Source organism: Paraburkholderia sp. MM6662-R1 (genome assembly GCF_050436245.1).
Lineage (GTDB): Bacteria > Pseudomonadota > Gammaproteobacteria > Burkholderiales > Burkholderiaceae > Paraburkholderia > Paraburkholderia tuberum.
In genome coordinates this window covers 1,336,440-1,351,036 of record NZ_JBNDLV010000004.1, presented here as the reverse complement: position 1 = coordinate 1,351,036, position 14,597 = coordinate 1,336,440, and the positions used below count along the sequence as shown (strand labels likewise).

At 64.9% G+C, this 14,597-nt stretch carries 13 protein-coding genes and 2 pseudogenes; 5 read left to right on the top strand and 10 right to left on the bottom strand.

The window, feature by feature from the left end; all coding sequences use genetic code 11:
- Positions 1 to 35: 35 nt before the first annotated feature.
- Positions 36 to 2,009 (top strand): methyl-accepting chemotaxis protein, encoded by a 1,974-nt coding sequence (locus OKW39_RS36185; RefSeq protein ID WP_429564820.1) that lies wholly within the window; start codon positions 36 to 38, stop codon positions 2,007 to 2,009.
- A gap of 44 nt (positions 2,010 to 2,053) precedes the next feature.
- On the opposite strand, the gene OKW39_RS36180 is transcribed toward OKW39_RS36185, so the two are convergent.
- Positions 2,054 to 2,707 carry a glutathione S-transferase family protein gene (locus OKW39_RS36180; protein ID WP_090810346.1) on the bottom strand — a complete coding sequence of 218 codons (654 nt, stop codon included), beginning with the start codon at positions 2,705 to 2,707 and terminating at the stop codon, positions 2,054 to 2,056.
- A 227-nt stretch (positions 2,708 to 2,934) separates the two neighbouring features.
- Here OKW39_RS36180 and OKW39_RS36175 point away from each other — a divergent pair, with 227 nt between their 5' ends.
- A complete protein-coding gene (locus tag OKW39_RS36175; RefSeq protein ID WP_429364846.1) occupies positions 2,935 to 4,368 on the top strand; it encodes a polyhydroxyalkanoate depolymerase in 1,434 nt (477 codons plus the stop codon).
- A 37-nt stretch (positions 4,369 to 4,405) separates the two neighbouring features.
- Here the strand turns inward: OKW39_RS36175 and OKW39_RS36170 are convergent, their stop codons facing one another.
- The 6 genes and pseudogenes from OKW39_RS36170 to OKW39_RS36145 form a co-directional block, all read right to left on the bottom strand.
- Positions 4,406 to 5,017 carry a flavin reductase family protein gene (locus OKW39_RS36170; protein WP_429364844.1) on the bottom strand — a complete coding sequence of 204 codons (612 nt, stop codon included), beginning with the start codon at positions 5,015 to 5,017 and terminating at the stop codon, positions 4,406 to 4,408.
- 110 nt (positions 5,018 to 5,127) lie between these two features.
- Positions 5,128 to 5,364 (bottom strand): annotated as a pseudogene (locus OKW39_RS36165) (3-hydroxyacyl-CoA dehydrogenase family protein); the annotation flags it as partial.
- A 128-nt stretch (positions 5,365 to 5,492) separates the two neighbouring features.
- Entirely contained in the window at positions 5,493 to 5,798 is a 306-nt protein-coding gene (locus tag OKW39_RS36160) for a hypothetical protein (protein ID WP_090808246.1), read from the bottom strand.
- A gap of 488 nt (positions 5,799 to 6,286) precedes the next feature.
- Entirely contained in the window at positions 6,287 to 6,445 is a 159-nt protein-coding gene (locus OKW39_RS36155) for a hypothetical protein (protein WP_167368734.1), read from the bottom strand.
- A 163-nt stretch (positions 6,446 to 6,608) separates the two neighbouring features.
- Positions 6,609 to 7,979: a hypothetical protein gene (locus OKW39_RS36150; protein WP_429333100.1), complete on the bottom strand. Its 1,371-nt coding sequence runs from the start codon at positions 7,977 to 7,979 to the stop codon at positions 6,609 to 6,611.
- Positions 7,980 to 8,293: 314 nt separating this feature from the next.
- Positions 8,294 to 8,449: pseudogene (locus OKW39_RS36145) on the bottom strand (MgtC/SapB family protein); the annotation flags it as partial.
- 274 nt (positions 8,450 to 8,723) lie between these two features.
- Here OKW39_RS36145 and OKW39_RS36140 point away from each other — a divergent pair.
- Together OKW39_RS36140 and OKW39_RS36135 are read left to right on the top strand one after the other, a co-directional pair.
- Complete coding sequence (locus OKW39_RS36140; protein ID WP_429364838.1) at positions 8,724 to 9,857, top strand: AGE family epimerase/isomerase; 1,134 nt, start codon at positions 8,724 to 8,726, stop codon at positions 9,855 to 9,857.
- A 302-nt stretch (positions 9,858 to 10,159) separates the two neighbouring features.
- Positions 10,160 to 10,363, top strand: a complete 204-nt coding sequence (locus OKW39_RS36135; protein WP_018424088.1) for a cold-shock protein — start codon at positions 10,160 to 10,162, stop codon at positions 10,361 to 10,363.
- Between the two features lie 133 nt (positions 10,364 to 10,496).
- Here the strand turns inward: OKW39_RS36135 and OKW39_RS36130 are convergent, their stop codons facing one another.
- The gene (locus tag OKW39_RS36130; protein ID WP_429564819.1) at positions 10,497 to 12,119 is read right to left on the bottom strand and encodes a methyl-accepting chemotaxis protein; all 1,623 of its coding nucleotides are present in this window, start codon (positions 12,117 to 12,119) and stop codon (positions 10,497 to 10,499) included.
- Between the two features lie 282 nt (positions 12,120 to 12,401).
- Here OKW39_RS36130 and OKW39_RS36125 point away from each other — a divergent pair, with 282 nt between their 5' ends.
- Positions 12,402 to 12,836: a PaaI family thioesterase gene (locus OKW39_RS36125; RefSeq protein ID WP_429564818.1), complete on the top strand. Its 435-nt coding sequence runs from the start codon at positions 12,402 to 12,404 to the stop codon at positions 12,834 to 12,836.
- 86 nt (positions 12,837 to 12,922) lie between these two features.
- Here OKW39_RS36125 and OKW39_RS36120 read toward each other — a convergent pair whose 3' ends face one another.
- Both OKW39_RS36120 and OKW39_RS36115 read right to left on the bottom strand, forming a co-directional pair.
- A complete protein-coding gene (locus OKW39_RS36120) occupies positions 12,923 to 13,771 on the bottom strand; it encodes an ureidoglycolate lyase (protein ID WP_429564817.1) in 849 nt (282 codons plus the stop codon).
- 52 nt (positions 13,772 to 13,823) lie between these two features.
- Entirely contained in the window at positions 13,824 to 14,567 is a 744-nt protein-coding gene (locus tag OKW39_RS36115) for an SDR family oxidoreductase (RefSeq protein ID WP_429364830.1), read from the bottom strand.
- Between the last annotated feature and the right edge of the window lie 30 nt (positions 14,568 to 14,597).

The window sequence follows — 14,597 nt, the reverse complement described above, 5'->3', positions numbered from 1 at the left end:
CCCGCGCGTCGCCTGTCCCCTTTTCGCGCCTGCCCATGAACTCTCTCTTCTTGCGCCGCGCCAGCGTCGGCGCGCGGCTTGCCGTGCTCTCGTGCGTGCTGGTCGCGTTGATTTTCAGCACGTTCGCGTGGGCGCTCGCGCGCGCCGCCGGCGACCAGGTGCGCGACCAGGTGCTCGCCCGCATCGCCGAAAAAGACCGCTCGATCGCCGCGATGATCGAGCTGTTCGACAAGGCGCTGTCGGCCGAAGTCGATCGGTCGATGGCGCTGTTCGCGAGCTTCCTGCCCACCGACTTCTCGCTCGACGACACGCAGAAAGTCGACATCGGGAGCACCGCGACGCCGACTTTCAAGGCCGGCGGCAAGATGCTGAATCTCGACTTCACGATTCCCGACCAGTTCCTCGAACGCAGCGGCGCGGTCGCGACCGTGTTTGCGCGCAGCGGCGACGACTTCGTGCGCGTGACCACCTCGCTGAAGAAGCAGGACGGCACCCGAGCGGTCGGCACGCTGCTCGACCGCAAGGGGCCGGCGTATGCGCCGCTGCTCGCGAACCGCTCGTACACCGGCCTCGCCATGCTGTTCGGCAAGCGCATGATCACGCAGTACCGGCCGATCGCCGACGCGAGCGGCCGCGTGATCGGCGCGCTGTTCGTCGGCGTCGACGTGGACAAGGAGATCCAGTCGGTCCAGGACGGCATCCACGCGCTGAAGATCGGCACGAGCGGCTATTACTTCGTGCTCGACGCGTCGAGCGGCGCGGAGCGCGGCAAGCTGCTCGTGCATCCGGCCGCCGCGGGCCAGAAAGCCGACGACGCCAACGCGCCGTATCAGCGCATGCTCGACATGAAGCAGGGCGAGCTCGACTACCGCTCGGCCGACTCGACGCTCGGCGAGAGCGACGCGCGCGACAAGTTCGTGTCGTTCGTCACGGTGCCGGAGTGGCAGTGGCTCGTCGGCGGCGTCGCGCCGCGCGACGAAGTGATGGCCGAGGTCGTGCGCGCCCGCAACGCCTTCCTGCTGCTCGGCCTCTCGCTGGTCGGCCTGTTCGCGATCGTGTTCCTCGTCGCGGTGCGGCGGCTCGTCAGCCGTCCGCTCGACGAAGCCGCGCGTGCGTCGGAGCGTCTCGCCGCGGGCGATCTGAGCGTGCGCGTCGCGCAGCACGGCCGCGCGCGCGCCGACGAGATCGGCCGCCTGATGCTGGCGATCGACGGCATCGGCGAAGGCCTCGCGCGCATCGTCGCGCAGGTGCGCAACGCGTCGGCCGACATGTCGGCGGGCACCGAGAAGATCGCCACCGGCAGCGGCGACATCGCGATGCGCATCGCGACCCAGGCGAGCAGCCTCGAAGAAACCGCGGCGAGCATGGAGCAGATCACGTCGACCGTGCAGCAGAATGCCGATCACGCGACCGAAGCGAACACCCTCGTCACCCACGCCGCCGACGCCGCGCTCGAAGGCGGCCGCGCGGTCGAGCGCGTGGTGTCGACGATGGGCGAGATCGGCCGCTCGTCGCAGAAGATCGCCGAGATCACGACGGTGATCGAGGGCATCGCCTTCCAGACCAACATCCTCGCGTTGAACGCGGCCGTCGAAGCGGCGCGCGCGGGCGAGCACGGCAAGGGCTTCGCGGTCGTCGCGTCGGAAGTGCGCGCGCTCGCGCAGCGCAGCGCGGCGGCGGTGAAGGAGATCGAGGGGGTGATCGCGGCGTCGAGCGCGAACGTCGACAGCGGTTTTCGCATTGCCGAAGAAGCGAGCGCGACGATGCAGGGAATCGTCACTCAGGTCGGTCAGGTCCGCGCGATCATGAGCGAGATCAATGTCGCGTCGCGCGAGCAGTCGGGCGGCATCGAGCAGGTCAACCTGGCGGTCACGCAGATCGGCGAGGCGACGCAGCAGAATGCGACGATCGTCGTCGATGCGCAAGCCGCGGCGGCCGAGTTGCGCGAGCAAGCTGCGCGGCTCGCGCAGCTGGTCAGCGTGTTCAAGCTCGAAGGCGAGCGCGGCTGACGGATCTGCTTAATGTGGACGGCGGCGGACGGCGGCCGCCGCGCTCAGAACTCGACGTCCAGTTCATCGATCTCCTCGACCTCCTGACGCGCGAGCGCGATCCACTCGCGCATTTCGGGCAGCGCCATGATGCGCTGCCCGTATTCGACCATATCCGGATCGAGTTGCACGTCATAGGTCACGAAACGCGTAACCACCGGTGCGTACATCGCGTCCGCGGCGGTCCGCTCGCCGAACAGGAACGGGCCGCCGTACTCCTTCAGACATTCACGCCAGATCGTCACGATCCGCTCGATATCCGATTGCGCGCGCGCCCATACCTTGAAGCCCGGGAAATGCGCCTTCAGATTCATCGGCAGCGCCGAACGCAACGACGCAAACCCCGAATGCATCTCGCCGCAGATAGAGCGGCAATGCGCGCGGGCGCGGATCTCGTGCGGCAACAGCGCGGCTTGCGGCTTCAGCTCGTGCAGATATTCGGCGATCGACAGCGTGTCCCAAACCTTGACGCCGTCGTGCACGAGGCATGGCACCAGAATCGACGGCGACAGCAGCAGTAGTTCGGCGCGCGTCGCGGGGTCGTCGATCGGCACCACGATTTCTTCGAACGGCAAGCCGCTGAACTTCGTCAGCAGCCAGCCGCGCAGCGACCACGACGAATAATTCCTGCTGCTGATCGTGAGCGTAGTATTTCCCATACGTGTGTCCTCCAGATCGGGCATCGCGCCGCGCGTGCCTGCACCCATGCACGCCGCGGTGCGCGCGCGCACCAAAACGCGGCAAGGCCGGCCCATTTCGCCTACGCATGCAAGTGATATGCCGACCCACGCAGATATGACGCGATACAGGGCAACGCGCGCCAGCGCCTGGCGCACCACTTGCTTTTATTCGAGTTCCTGTCTTTCTGGCGCATTCGAGTGAAAGTATGAATCTGTTCGCCTATCCTGCCTATCAGGCCTGCGCCGACCTGCTGCTACCGTTGCGGCACGGCGCGGCGCTGGCGAACCGTTCGCTCGATGCGTGGTCCGCATTCGCCGCTACGCCGCACGGACGCTCGCTGCGCGCGACGTGCGAACTTCTGATGCTCGGCGGACTCACGCCGAAGCGGCCGCCGTTCGGCATCGATAGCGTCGTCACCGAAGGCGAGCCGGTCGCGGTGGTCGAGGAAGTCGTCGCGCGCACGCCGTTCTGCTCGCTGCTGCATTTTCGCAAGGACGCCGTGCTTTCAACGCCGCAGCCGCGCGTGCTGATGATCGCGCCAATGTCGGGCCACTTCGCGACGCTGCTGCGCGCAACCGTGCGCACGATGCTGACCGAGCACGACGTCTATATCACCGACTGGCACAACCCGCGCGATGTGCCGCTCGGCGAAGGCCGCTTCGGCTTCGACGAATTCGTGCGCCACGTGATCGACTTCACCGCGGCGATCGGGTCCGGCACGCATCTGCTCGCGGTCTGTCAACCGACCGTCGCGGCGCTCGCCGCCGTCGCGCTGATGGCCGCCGACGACCATCCCGCGCAGCCGGCCAGCATGACGCTGATGGCCGGCCCGATCGACACGCGCATCAATCCAACGCGCGTCAACGAACTGGCCAGGAGCCGGCCGATCGAGTGGTTCGAGCGCAATCTGATCAGCGCGGTGCCGTTCGGGTTTGCCGGCGCGCAGCGTCGCGTGTATCCGGGTTTCGTGCAGCTGGCCGCGTTCATGGCGATGAATCCGAGCCGCCACGCCGACTCGTTCGAAACGATGTACTACGAGCGCGGCAAGGGCGATCCGCAGAAAGCCGACACGATTCGCACGTTCTACGAAGAGTACTTCGCGACGATGGATCTGACCGCCGACTTCTATCTGGAGACCGTCGACACCGTGTTCCAGCAGCATGCGCTGCCGTTACGCGCGCTCGAAGTCGAGGGGCGTCTGGTGGAGCCGTCGAAGATTCGCCGCACCGCATTGCTGACCGTGGAAGGTGAAAAGGACGATATCTGCGCGGTCGGTCAGACGCTCGCCGCGCAGGACATGTGCGATCGTCTGCGGCCGTATCTGAAGACGCATCACGTGCAAACGGGCGTCGGCCACTACGGCGTGTTCAGCGGACGTCGCTGGGAGCGGGAGATTTATCCGCGCGTGCGGGCCGTGATTTACGACAATGAACCGCGCGCGGTGCTCGTCAGCTCGCGTGCGCGCCCGATCCAGCCGGTGCCCGCGGCGATTGCGGCGGAAGTCACGGCGGCCGCGCCGGTCGCGGCTGCGGTCGTCGAGGTTGAAGTGGATGCGCCCGTGGGCGGGAGCGGCAACAGTGACTCCGCGGCAATAACGTCCGCGCAGTCCCCACGCAAGCCGCCGCCGGTGACACCCTGAGCGATCCGCTACTCAGCGGAAGCCGCTGAGGGCCAGTTCAGGCCGTTGGCCGGATCATCTGGAACATCTCGCCGATCTGCGCATAGTCGGCGCGATAACCCGCGCGCATGATCGGCTGCGCGGCGTGCGTATCGAACAGGCCGTCCTTCAGATACGCGCCGTCGATATGCACGCCGACCACCTGGCCGAGCGACAGATAGTTGTCCATCGGCTTGCCGTCGACATCATGCAGACGCACGATCTGCAGCAGCTTGCATTCGAGCGCCGCCGGCGATTCGGCCACGTGCGGCACCGCCACGTTGCGGCCCGGCGCCGGCGTGAGCCCGGCCAATGCGAACTCGTCGACGTGCGGCGCGACCGGCGCCGACGAGCGGTTCATCTGCTCCGCGAGCGGCCGGGTGGCGAGATTCCAAACGAATTCGCCGGTCGCCTCGATGTTGGCGAGGCTGTCCTTGCGGCCCTCGCTGCTAAAACCGATGATCGGCGGAAAGGTCGCGAACGCGCCGAAAAAGCTGTATGGCGCGAGATTGAGCGTGCCTTCGGCATCGCGCGACGAAATCCAGCCGATCAGCCGCGGCGCGACGATCGCCTTGAAAGGATCGTGCGGGAGGCCGTGACCGGCGGCGGGGTCGTAGAAGTAGTGAGGCATGAAGTGGCTTGGGGCTGGCTTGGAGTTGATTTAGGTTCGCTTGCGACGCGTGTGGCAGTTAGCGCGAAAAGCGGCGGAGTACCAGGCACGGAACGGCTATTTATACCGCACTAGCCGCGCCCGATCACGCACTTGCGCCCGTCCTTTACCCGCGCGATGCGCGCTTCATCCCAGTCATGAAACCCCGCGCCGCTGCGCACGCCGACACGCCCCGCGTCGACCTGCGCGCGCAGCAGATCGATCACGTCCTCGTCTTTCGCGAGTTTCGGCATCAGATGCGACGCGATGTCGACGAACGTGTCGAGTCCGCCCATGTCCGCGCCCTCGAATGGTCCGAAAGCCCCGAAGCATAGCGCAGCACGCGCAATACCACGGTCGGACTCGCACGCCCAAATGCGACGAAGCCGGCCTTCCCCTCGAGGGAAGACCGGCTTCGTGGACTTACGCCGCCTGTTGCGACGCCATCAGGCGCGCTTTAGTAGCGCGGGGGCGGGGTGCGGTGATCGTCGCCGCGGTGGTGCGGATCGTAGTCGTGCGGATGATGGCGCATCCACTCGTCGTGCTCCCAGTAGCGGTGGCCGTCCCAGTAACGATCGCCGTGCCAGCCGATGTTGATCGACACGCCCACCGGCATCATATGCGGTTGGCCGTACACGACTGGTGCCGGACCGTGTTCGACGATCACGCGGTCTTGCGCGAATGCGCTACCAGCCGCGACGAGTGCGCCGCCCGCGAGCAGCGTTGCGATCAGCGAGCGCGATGCCTTGCCAAAGTTTTTCATAATGACCTCCCGTCAAAGTTTTATTCCAGGCCAGCGTCCGTGTTTGCTCGGATCGTGCGATTCGCTTCGCTTGTGAGCCGAACCAGACGCCGTACGCTTGAGACTCACTTTAGCGGCCCGAATCGCGCGAAGACGTTAGCACTTGTAAGCGAGCATTTCATAGATGGGGCCTGTTGATGGAAGCGCGGTGTCGCTTTCGCGCTTCATTCAACAAAGGTTTACGGGCAATGCCTTCATTCGACTCGCTGAATCAGCGTGAAAGCCGGTTACATTCATTTCGGCCCCGAAATAATTCGCAAGGAGTCGGACAGACACTGGAGGCCTGGCGCTGGTACGTCTGTCTCGTCGCGCAATGGTGCATTGCGACAAGAGAGCCCCGAAAAACAAAAAGCCACGATCCGCATTTCGCGAATAGTGGCTCAATGAGAAGCGCACTCGAGGTGCGCGCCCCGGCGCGTTGTCGCGCGCTCGGGAGGTGCGGCTGGTTTTTAGTCCGTCAGCTTGATGCCGAACAGCGTGGCCTGCGCGCGGCGCAGACGCTCTGCTTCACGGGCGCGCGCTGCGTACGAGTAGTCCGAATCCAGCGGCAGATGGGGCGACGCAAAGAGGTCGCTGACCTGTTGGAACAGTGCAAAGATGTAGCTCATGGCGACTCCCGGTTAGTGACTGCGTTGCTAGGGTTTTCCCTTAGTTGTGATTATAGGGGTTTTCCCTAGAGAAAAGCTAGTGCACTGCAGCAAATTTTCGCTGCGGCGGGTTGCCGCGATGTCATTGGGCCGGGAGGCGTTGCATCGCGACAACGTCCCCGATTTAGTGACTCGGCGGCCGCCGGTGCGAAGCGGGAGCGTGCCTCGCGCGCGTCGGCGTCGCGCTGGGCTGTAGGGGCGCGGCGGGGGGCGCTGCGGTGGGGGTCGTGGCGGCGGGCGCCGAGGCGGCGTTCGCTGTCGCCGTATGCACGTCGAGCAGGCTCACCATCGCCGCTTGCTGGTTCTGCATCATCTGTTCGATGCGGTGTTGCTGCGCCGTCGTCTCGCGCGTGAGGCGCATCAGCAGCAGCGTCTGCGCGATGCCGATCGCCACTGTCACCAGCAGCGCACCGACCACGATCGACAGCATCCATTTCACGCGCCGCGAATGATCGGTCGCGGCGCGGCGTTGATCGGCGATCACGCCATAGAGCGCATCGACCGTATCGGCGAACGCGGTGGCACGCGCGCGGTCGAGTTCCGGCTCCGAGCGTAGCGCGGCGGCGGCCGCGTCGGTGCGGCGCGCGTCACGCGAGGAAGTGGCGAATCCGGCGTGGTTGTCTGCGGACGAGGACCGGGGTGTCGTCAGCAGCGCGGTGGCGGAGAGCTTGTCGTCCTGTTTCGTGGTCACGGCCTCTGGCGAGGCGGATTGCGTACGCGTCGCGGGCTCGTCGGCGGACTGGCTCATGCTACTGCCGTCGGTCGCAGCGGACGTTGCAAGGGAAGCCGGGGCGGTAGCCGCTGCGGCATCGCGCGATGCCGTCGCGGCTTTCGCGAACGTCGCGGCGAAACGCTGCTGTGGCTTGCCCGCGCCCGCCGTCGCAGCCGACTCCGCTTCGGCCGCCTGGCGCAACGCGGTCACGCTGCGCGCGACGGTCGCGGCGGCCATCGCCGAACTGGGCGGCGCGGATGGCTCACGCGACGTTGCCGCGGGCTTGTGGTCGGTGTTTGCTGCGGCGTTCGGCGCTGAGCCGTCGGGGGCGCCGTTCGCGGGCTCGTTTGCGGGCTTGTTTGCAGACGCATCCGCAACCGCCATCACCGGCTCGACGTCAAACCCGCTCAACTGCCCGTTCACCGGCATCGGCGCATCCAGCTTCGCCGCACGCGGTGCGCGGCGCGCAGTTTTGTCGAGCAACCCGTGTTCATCGAATACGCCGACCGCCTGCAGCACCACGTCCGGCAGTTCGAAGCCGTGCAGCGTGCCTTGGCGGACGTCGATGTTCATCGCCTCGAGCGTCGCGCGGGTCGGATCGTCGGGGAACAGGTCGAGCGTGCTGTCGTCGCGCGCGACGCCGCTCAGTTGCGCGAGGCGTTGCGCCGAGCGCGCCGCGCGCGCCAGCTTGTTTTCGGTTTCGGTGGAGACGGCGCCCTGGCGCTGCTTCTTCGAAGCGACGCGCGGGGGCATGGACTGCGGGGATGCTACGGAATCTGCCATAGAGGAAAAAGCGGTCGTCGCCAGGAACGGGGCGCCGGATGCCGCTTGTCATTGCCATTGGAATATTTAGAGCCAGCATTGTCGCATGGCGCTCCGCCCGTGCCGAAGCCATTCCCCGACGATTTGCGCCCTTTCGCGCGCCTCGCGCCTTTCACGACCTCGCGTCGTCGCCCTGGAATTCCCGCACGCCCTCTCATTGCCGAAGGCGAGCGCAGATCGACTCGCATTCCGCATTCCGCATTCGACACGCGATGCAGCGTGATGATCACTTCGTCGCACTCGTTCACATCGTCGCTTTGCAGCATCACGAATTACGCGGACACGATCATGATGAGCGCCGAGCCCACGCAGACCAACATGTGCGTGCGCAAGCCCGCCGCCCACGACAACCGCTCCCGCTCGTAGCCGATCACGCTGCCGAGCATCGCGGCCAGCACGAGACGGGAAATGAGTTCGAGATTACCGGGCATCGTTGTTCCTCCTTATCCGAAATGAGCGGCGGAGGCAGCTCAGTGCGCCTCGCGTTGCGCATTCCATGCGGCTCGTGCATCTGTCGCGCCTGATGCGTCTGTCGCCCCGCGTCGGCGTCGAGCATTTCGGATGCTTGACCCAAGCTGTCAGCGCGAGGCGTTTGCTTTATGCTAGGCCGCACACCGCAGCAGTCTCGGCGAGCGGAATCCTGAACCGCCGCCCTGAACGCTGCCTCGACACACTGCGCGCGTTGCGCGCCCGAACCAACCGACGATGCCAAGCACGCCCCCTCCCCCTGCTTCGACGACCACCGCCGCGACCGCGCTGCGCGAGCACTTCGCGAACGTGGTGCTGCCGATGTGGCGCGGACCCGGCTTCAATCACGCGTTGCAGCTGCCCTACGAAGCGCTCGACGCCACCGGAGGCGAGCCGCTGCCCGCGCAACGCTATCGGGCGATGGCATGCGCGCGGCAGCTGTTCACGTTTGCACAAGCGGGCGACATGGAACACGCGCGCGTGCTGTTCGATTCGCTGACCCGCACCTTTCGGGACGCCGACCACGGCGGATGGTTCTACAGCGTCGACGCGCTCGGCCTGCCGCTCGACACCACCAAGGACCTCTATACGCACGCGTTCGTCGTGTTCGCGTGCGCGGAATACGCGCGGCGCTCCGACGACCTCGACGCGCTGAAGCTCGTGCACAGCACGACCGCGCTGATCCAGTCGAACTTCGCGGCCGACGGCGATCTGTTCAACGCCGCGCTCAACCTCGACTTTTCGAAGGTCACCGCCACGCCGTTGCAGAATCCGCTGATGCACCTGACCGAAGCGTGGCTCGCCGCCTGCGAGGCGACGCGCGACAACGTCTTCGGCGCCGCGTTGCGCCGCCTCGCTGGCGCGGTCGCGCGACACTTCGTGCATGCGCCGAGCGGCTGTATCGCCGAATTGCCGATCGGCGCGAGCGGCAACCGCCTGGAGCCGGGACATCAGTTCGAGTGGTACTGGTTGGTCAGGCAGGCGGGCGCGCTGCTCGACGGCACGGGGCTAACCGACGCGCTGGCGCGCGCCTTCACCTTCGCGCAGCAGCATGGTGTGGACCCGGACAACGGCGGCGTGTGCGCATCGCTCGACGAGGCTGGCAAGGTCAGCGACGCGACCCAGCGGATCTGGGCGCAGACGGAATATCTGCGCGCGCTCGCCAGTCACGACGATCCGGTTGTGCGCGCGGCGCTGCCGCAACAGATCGCACGTTTTCAGCGATGCTTTTTGCATGAACACGGCTGGTTCGAATGCAAGACATCGAGCGGCGAAATTGCACGTACGGATATGCCGTCAACGACGCCTTATCATCTGGCCACCGCCTACGCGGCGCTGCCTGTGGACGCCGGATTTCGAGCGGGAACTTAGCCGAATTTGGCCAGTGATAGATGAAGTTCCACGCTTGATCGCCTCAACAAAGTGCGGCACGCACGGACGAATGTCCGCCGCCGGGTCGCGAGAGAAATTTGATGTTGCTGGTAAACCCTGGCGCAAAAAAGTTCTCGTCAGACGTTCTCAAAGCGCGAAAAAACATCAAAACCGGGGAATACCCGGACGCAGGTTGATTGGCGTCTGTCATAAAGACGTGATACAACTCTCCCCTCGCGCTCGCTCTCGCATTGGTGCGATCGCGGTCGCGATGCAATACACAACATTTATTTGGATCAAAAATGGCAACAGGTACTGTTAAGTGGTTTAACGATGCAAAGGGCTTTGGCTTCATCACCCCGGACGACGGCGGCGAAGACCTGTTTGCACACTTCTCGGAAATCCAGTCTTCGGGCTTCAAGTCCTTGCAGGAAAACCAGAAAGTGTCGTTCGAAGTCAAGCAAGGCCCGAAGGGCAAGCAGGCTGCAAACATCCAGCCGGTCTAAGTTCCTTCGGGTACTTTGAGACAGACTTGGACGTCACGATAGGCGCCTCTACAGGCGCTTGCGTCTAATGCAAAATGGCTCGCTTTACGCGGGCCATTTTCTATTTCTGCGTCCGTTTTCAAGCGTCGCCGCTTTAAAGCGCATGCATTCCGGTTAATGCGAATTCTGCGTTTGCGACGGACAGTGCTCCGCGCTGTTGCGTACGCAACACACTTTCAGAAATTTCGAACACGGAAACGGCCTGTTTCAATTGCTCGGTTTGCTGATGTAGTGAAGCCGCCGCCGCCGCGGCCTGCTCGACGAGCGCCGCGTTCTGCTGCGTCATCTCGTCCATCTGCACGACCGCCTGATTCACCTGCTCGATGCCGGTGCTCTGCTCGAGCGACGACGCGCTGATTTCGGCCATCATCTGCGTGACGCGCGAGATCGACGCCGACACATGACTCATCGCTTCGCCGGCGCGCTCGACGAGCGTCGAGCCGCCCTGAATCTCCGCGACCGATTCGCTGATCAGCGTCTTGATTTCCTTCGCCGACTGCGCGCTGCGTTGCGCGAGGCCGCGCACTTCGCCGGCCACGACCGCGAAGCCGCGGCCCTGCTCGCCCGCGCGCGCCGCCTCGACGGCGGCATTCAGCGCGAGGATGTTGGTTTGGAACGCGATGCCGTCGATCACAGAGATGATCTCGGCGATCTTGTCGGAGCTCTGCGCGATGCCGCGCATCTTGTCGACCACCTGATTGACGACTTCGCTGCCGCGCGACGTCGCGTCAAGCGCGGTCTCGGCGAGCGCATTGGCTTCGCGCGCATGATCGGCGTTCTGGCGCACGGTCGCTGTGAGTTCCTCCATGCTCGATGCCGTTTCCTCGAGCGATGCCGCCTGGTTTTCGGTGCGCGCCGACAGATCGGCGTTGCCGGTCGCGATCTCGTTGGCGCCAAGATGGATCGAGTCGGCCGATTCGCGCACGCTCTTGACGGTGCGTGCGACGCTTGCCTGCATCGTCGCGAGGCCCGAGAACAGACGGCCGATTTCGTTGCTGCCGCGTGCGGCGATCGGTTGATCGAGACGGCCTTGGGCGATGCGCTCGAAGTGGCGGCCCGCTTCCTCGAGCGGTGCCACGACGCCGCGGCGCAGCGCCGTATAGACGGCGAGCGTGCCGGCGACGAGCACGAGCAAAATCACCACGCTGACGATGCGAAACGCCGCCACGCGCGCATCGATCGAATCGAGCGACGCGCGGCTGGCGGCGTCGCCGAATTGCCCGAAGTTGTGCACTTCCGCCAGATAAGCGTCCTGAAACGACTGCGTCGGCTGATCGAGGAAGGCCTGGATGTTGTTCGAGGCGAGATACTGCGCGAGTTCCGCGAGCGCGCCATGCAGCGTCTTGTAGCGTTCGGCGAGCGCGGCGGCGCGCGCGCTGTTTTCGTCGCTGGTCTTCTGCGCGCTCATGAAGGCCGCGAAAGACTGATCGGCGGCGGCGAGCTGTTCGCGAGCGTGCTGCACGATGTCCGTGGGCTCGGTGCCCCCGCGCACCATGCGCGTGCCGGCACGCGACAGGTTGATGCGCGCGTCCATCAGGCGCTGCGTCGTCTGGTTGACCGCGTCGACCTGCTTCAGCGCGATGTTCGACAGATCGCCGACGTCGTCGTGCGTGCGCGTCAGTGACCAGAAGCCCAACCCTACCGTGACGAGCTGGAAGACGCAGAACGCGGCCAGAACACATAGCAGGCCGGATGCGACCTTGATCTTGCTGAACATCGTGGACACCTGGGAACAAAGGATAACGGAGGCAAATCAGGGTTAACGGCAGGCCGATTGGCGGCTTGAGGCCAATTCCCGCAAAAAGCGCTCTACGTGCAGGTTTCATCGTCGATCGTCGCGATTGCGGTTGCTTTGCGCAACAATGCGCCGCTGGTCGCGACGAATCACCTTGCGCAGCGCAGCGGCACTTCCTAGAGTGGGTAGGGACCGCATGGCACGCGCCGCGCGGATGTTTTGTTGCACCGATGCACTACCCAGACCCTGCACGAAGGAACCACGATGACCGACCTACTCGACCGGGCGCGCGGCGCACTGCACGCCCAGCCGTTCAGCATGCTGCTAGGCGCGGAGCTGATGCACGCCGGCAGCGACGAGCTCACCCTATGTCTGCCGATTCGCGACGAACTGCGGCAGCAGCATGGCTTCGTACATGGCGGCGTCATCAGCTATCTCGCCGACAATGCGTTGACGTTCGCTGGCGCGCTGTCGCTGGGTCCGAGAGTCGTGACCGGTGAGTACAAGATCAATTATCTGCGCCCGGCAGTGAAGGGCACGCTGATCGCGCGCGCCAGTGTAGTCTATGCGGGCAGGCATCAGGCGACCTGCCAGTGCAGCGTGTTCGTGATGGAGGGGAACCGCGAGAAGCTGGTGGCGGTCGCGCAGGGGACTGTGAATCGGATTGGAGAGAACGGGGAGCAGGAGGCGGGGAGTTAAAGCCGGGACGCCATGAAAAAAGCCGCTCCTGCTCGAAACAGGAACGGCCTTTCATTCACGGCGATATGACGGAAAGAGAAAGCGCGTTACTCCGCCGCGTAAGTCTTCTGCGTCTGCTCGCCCAGCCCTTCGATACCCAGACGCACCGTCTGCCCCGGCTTCAGAAACACCGGGTTCGGCTTCACGCCCATGCCCACGCCCGGCGGCGTGCCGGTCGAGATAACGTCGCCCGGCTGCAGGCTCATGCACTGCGACACATACGACACCAGCTTCGCGACACTGAAGATCATCGTCTTCGTGCTGCCGTTCTGGTAGCGATGGCCGTCCACTTCGAGCCACAGGCTCAGGTTCTGGGGATCGGCGACTTCGTCGCGCGTGACGACCCAGGGGCCGATCGGGCCGAACGTATCGAAGCCCTTGCCCTTGTCCCACGTGCCGCCGCGCTCGATCTGCCATTCGCGCTCCGACACGTCGTTGATGACGCAGTAGCCGGCCACATGCTCGAGCGCGTTTGCTTCGTCGACATACTTCGCCGCCTTGCCGATCACGACGCCGAGTTCCACTTCCCAGTCGGTCTTCTTCGAACCGCGCGGGATCTCGATGTCGTCGTTCGGGCCGCTGATCGCGCTCGTCCACTTGTTGAAAATGACCGGTTCCGCCGGTACCGGCAGATTCGATTCCGCCGCGTGATCCGCATAGTTCAGGCCGATGCAGATGAACTTGCCGATCTTGCCGACGCACGGTCCAACGCGCGGATTACCTTCGACGACCGGGAGCGTTCCCGGATCGAGCGCGCGCAGTTTCGCGAGACTTTCATCGCCGAGCCCAGCGCCGTCGATATCGCCCACCACCTTCGACAAATCGCGAATCTTGCCTTGCGCGTCGAGCAGGCCCGGCTTTTCCTGGCCTTTCGGCCCATAACGAAGCAGTTTCATCGTTGCACTTCCCTTTACGTTCAGTAGTGTCCGGTTCGTCAGTCAATCAGAATCAGTTCGACCATCCGCCGTCGATTACATGGAGTTGGCCCGTCGTGAACGACGACTCGTCGGACGCGAGATACAGCGCGAGCGCGGCGATCTCCTCCGGCTTGCCGATGCGGCCCATCGGCTGACGCGCGACGAAGGCGGCCTGCACCGCATCGAGCGACGCGCCCTGCGCCTGAGCCTGCGCGGCGATTCGCTGTTCGAGCGATGGCGAGGACACCGTGCCCGGGCAAATCGCGTTACAGCGTACACCACGCGTGACGAAATCCGCAGCGACGGACTTCGTCAGCCCGACCACCGCGGCCTTCGACGCGCCGTACGCGAAGCGATTCGGCACGCCCTTCACGCTCGACGCCGCCGACGACATGTTGATGATCGAGCCGCCGCCCTTCTCCAGCATGGCCGGCAAGAACGCGCGAATCATACGGTACATGGCCTTCGCGTTGAGGTCGAAGGCGAAATCCCAGTCCTCCTCGCTGCATTCGAGGATATTGCCCGAGTGTACGAAGCCCGCGCAGTTGAACAGCACGTCGATCGTGCCGACTTCCGCGGCGAGCGCCTTGATCGCCGCGCCATCGAGCACGTCGAGCTTGCGCGCCTCGAGCGGCTTGCCGGCGAGTCCGTCGATGCGGATATCGGTGGCGATCACACGCGCGCCTTCGCGCGCGAACAGTTCGGCGGTGGCGAGACCGATACCTTGTCCCGCTGCGGTGATCAGGGCCGTTTTGCCGGCCAGTCTTTGTGTCATCTATGACTCCAGTTGAATGGGCTGCTAACG

Bases quoted from the DNA above. Each gene is read 5' to 3' on its own strand.
- OKW39_RS36185 (WP_429564820.1), top strand. From the start codon at position 36: ATGAACTCTCTCTTCTTGCGCCGCGCCAGCGTCGGCGCGCGGCTTGCC.
- OKW39_RS36180 (WP_090810346.1), bottom strand. From the start codon at position 2,707: ATGGGAAATACTACGCTCACGATCAGCAGCAGGAATTATTCGTCGTGG.
- OKW39_RS36175 (WP_429364846.1), top strand. From the start codon at position 2,935: ATGAATCTGTTCGCCTATCCTGCCTATCAGGCCTGCGCCGACCTGCTG.
- OKW39_RS36170 (WP_429364844.1), bottom strand. From the start codon at position 5,017: ATGCCTCACTACTTCTACGACCCCGCCGCCGGTCACGGCCTCCCGCAC.
- OKW39_RS36160 (WP_090808246.1), bottom strand. From the start codon at position 5,798: ATGAAAAACTTTGGCAAGGCATCGCGCTCGCTGATCGCAACGCTGCTC.
- OKW39_RS36155 (WP_167368734.1), bottom strand. From the start codon at position 6,445: ATGAGCTACATCTTTGCACTGTTCCAACAGGTCAGCGACCTCTTTGCG.
- OKW39_RS36150 (WP_429333100.1), bottom strand. From the start codon at position 7,979: ATGGCAGATTCCGTAGCATCCCCGCAGTCCATGCCCCCGCGCGTCGCT.
- OKW39_RS36140 (WP_429364838.1), top strand. From the start codon at position 8,724: ATGCCAAGCACGCCCCCTCCCCCTGCTTCGACGACCACCGCCGCGACC.
- OKW39_RS36135 (WP_018424088.1), top strand. From the start codon at position 10,160: ATGGCAACAGGTACTGTTAAGTGGTTTAACGATGCAAAGGGCTTTGGC.
- OKW39_RS36130 (WP_429564819.1), bottom strand. From the start codon at position 12,119: ATGTTCAGCAAGATCAAGGTCGCATCCGGCCTGCTATGTGTTCTGGCC.
- OKW39_RS36125 (WP_429564818.1), top strand. From the start codon at position 12,402: ATGACCGACCTACTCGACCGGGCGCGCGGCGCACTGCACGCCCAGCCG.
- OKW39_RS36120 (WP_429564817.1), bottom strand. From the start codon at position 13,771: ATGAAACTGCTTCGTTATGGGCCGAAAGGCCAGGAAAAGCCGGGCCTG.
- OKW39_RS36115 (WP_429364830.1), bottom strand. From the start codon at position 14,567: ATGACACAAAGACTGGCCGGCAAAACGGCCCTGATCACCGCAGCGGGA.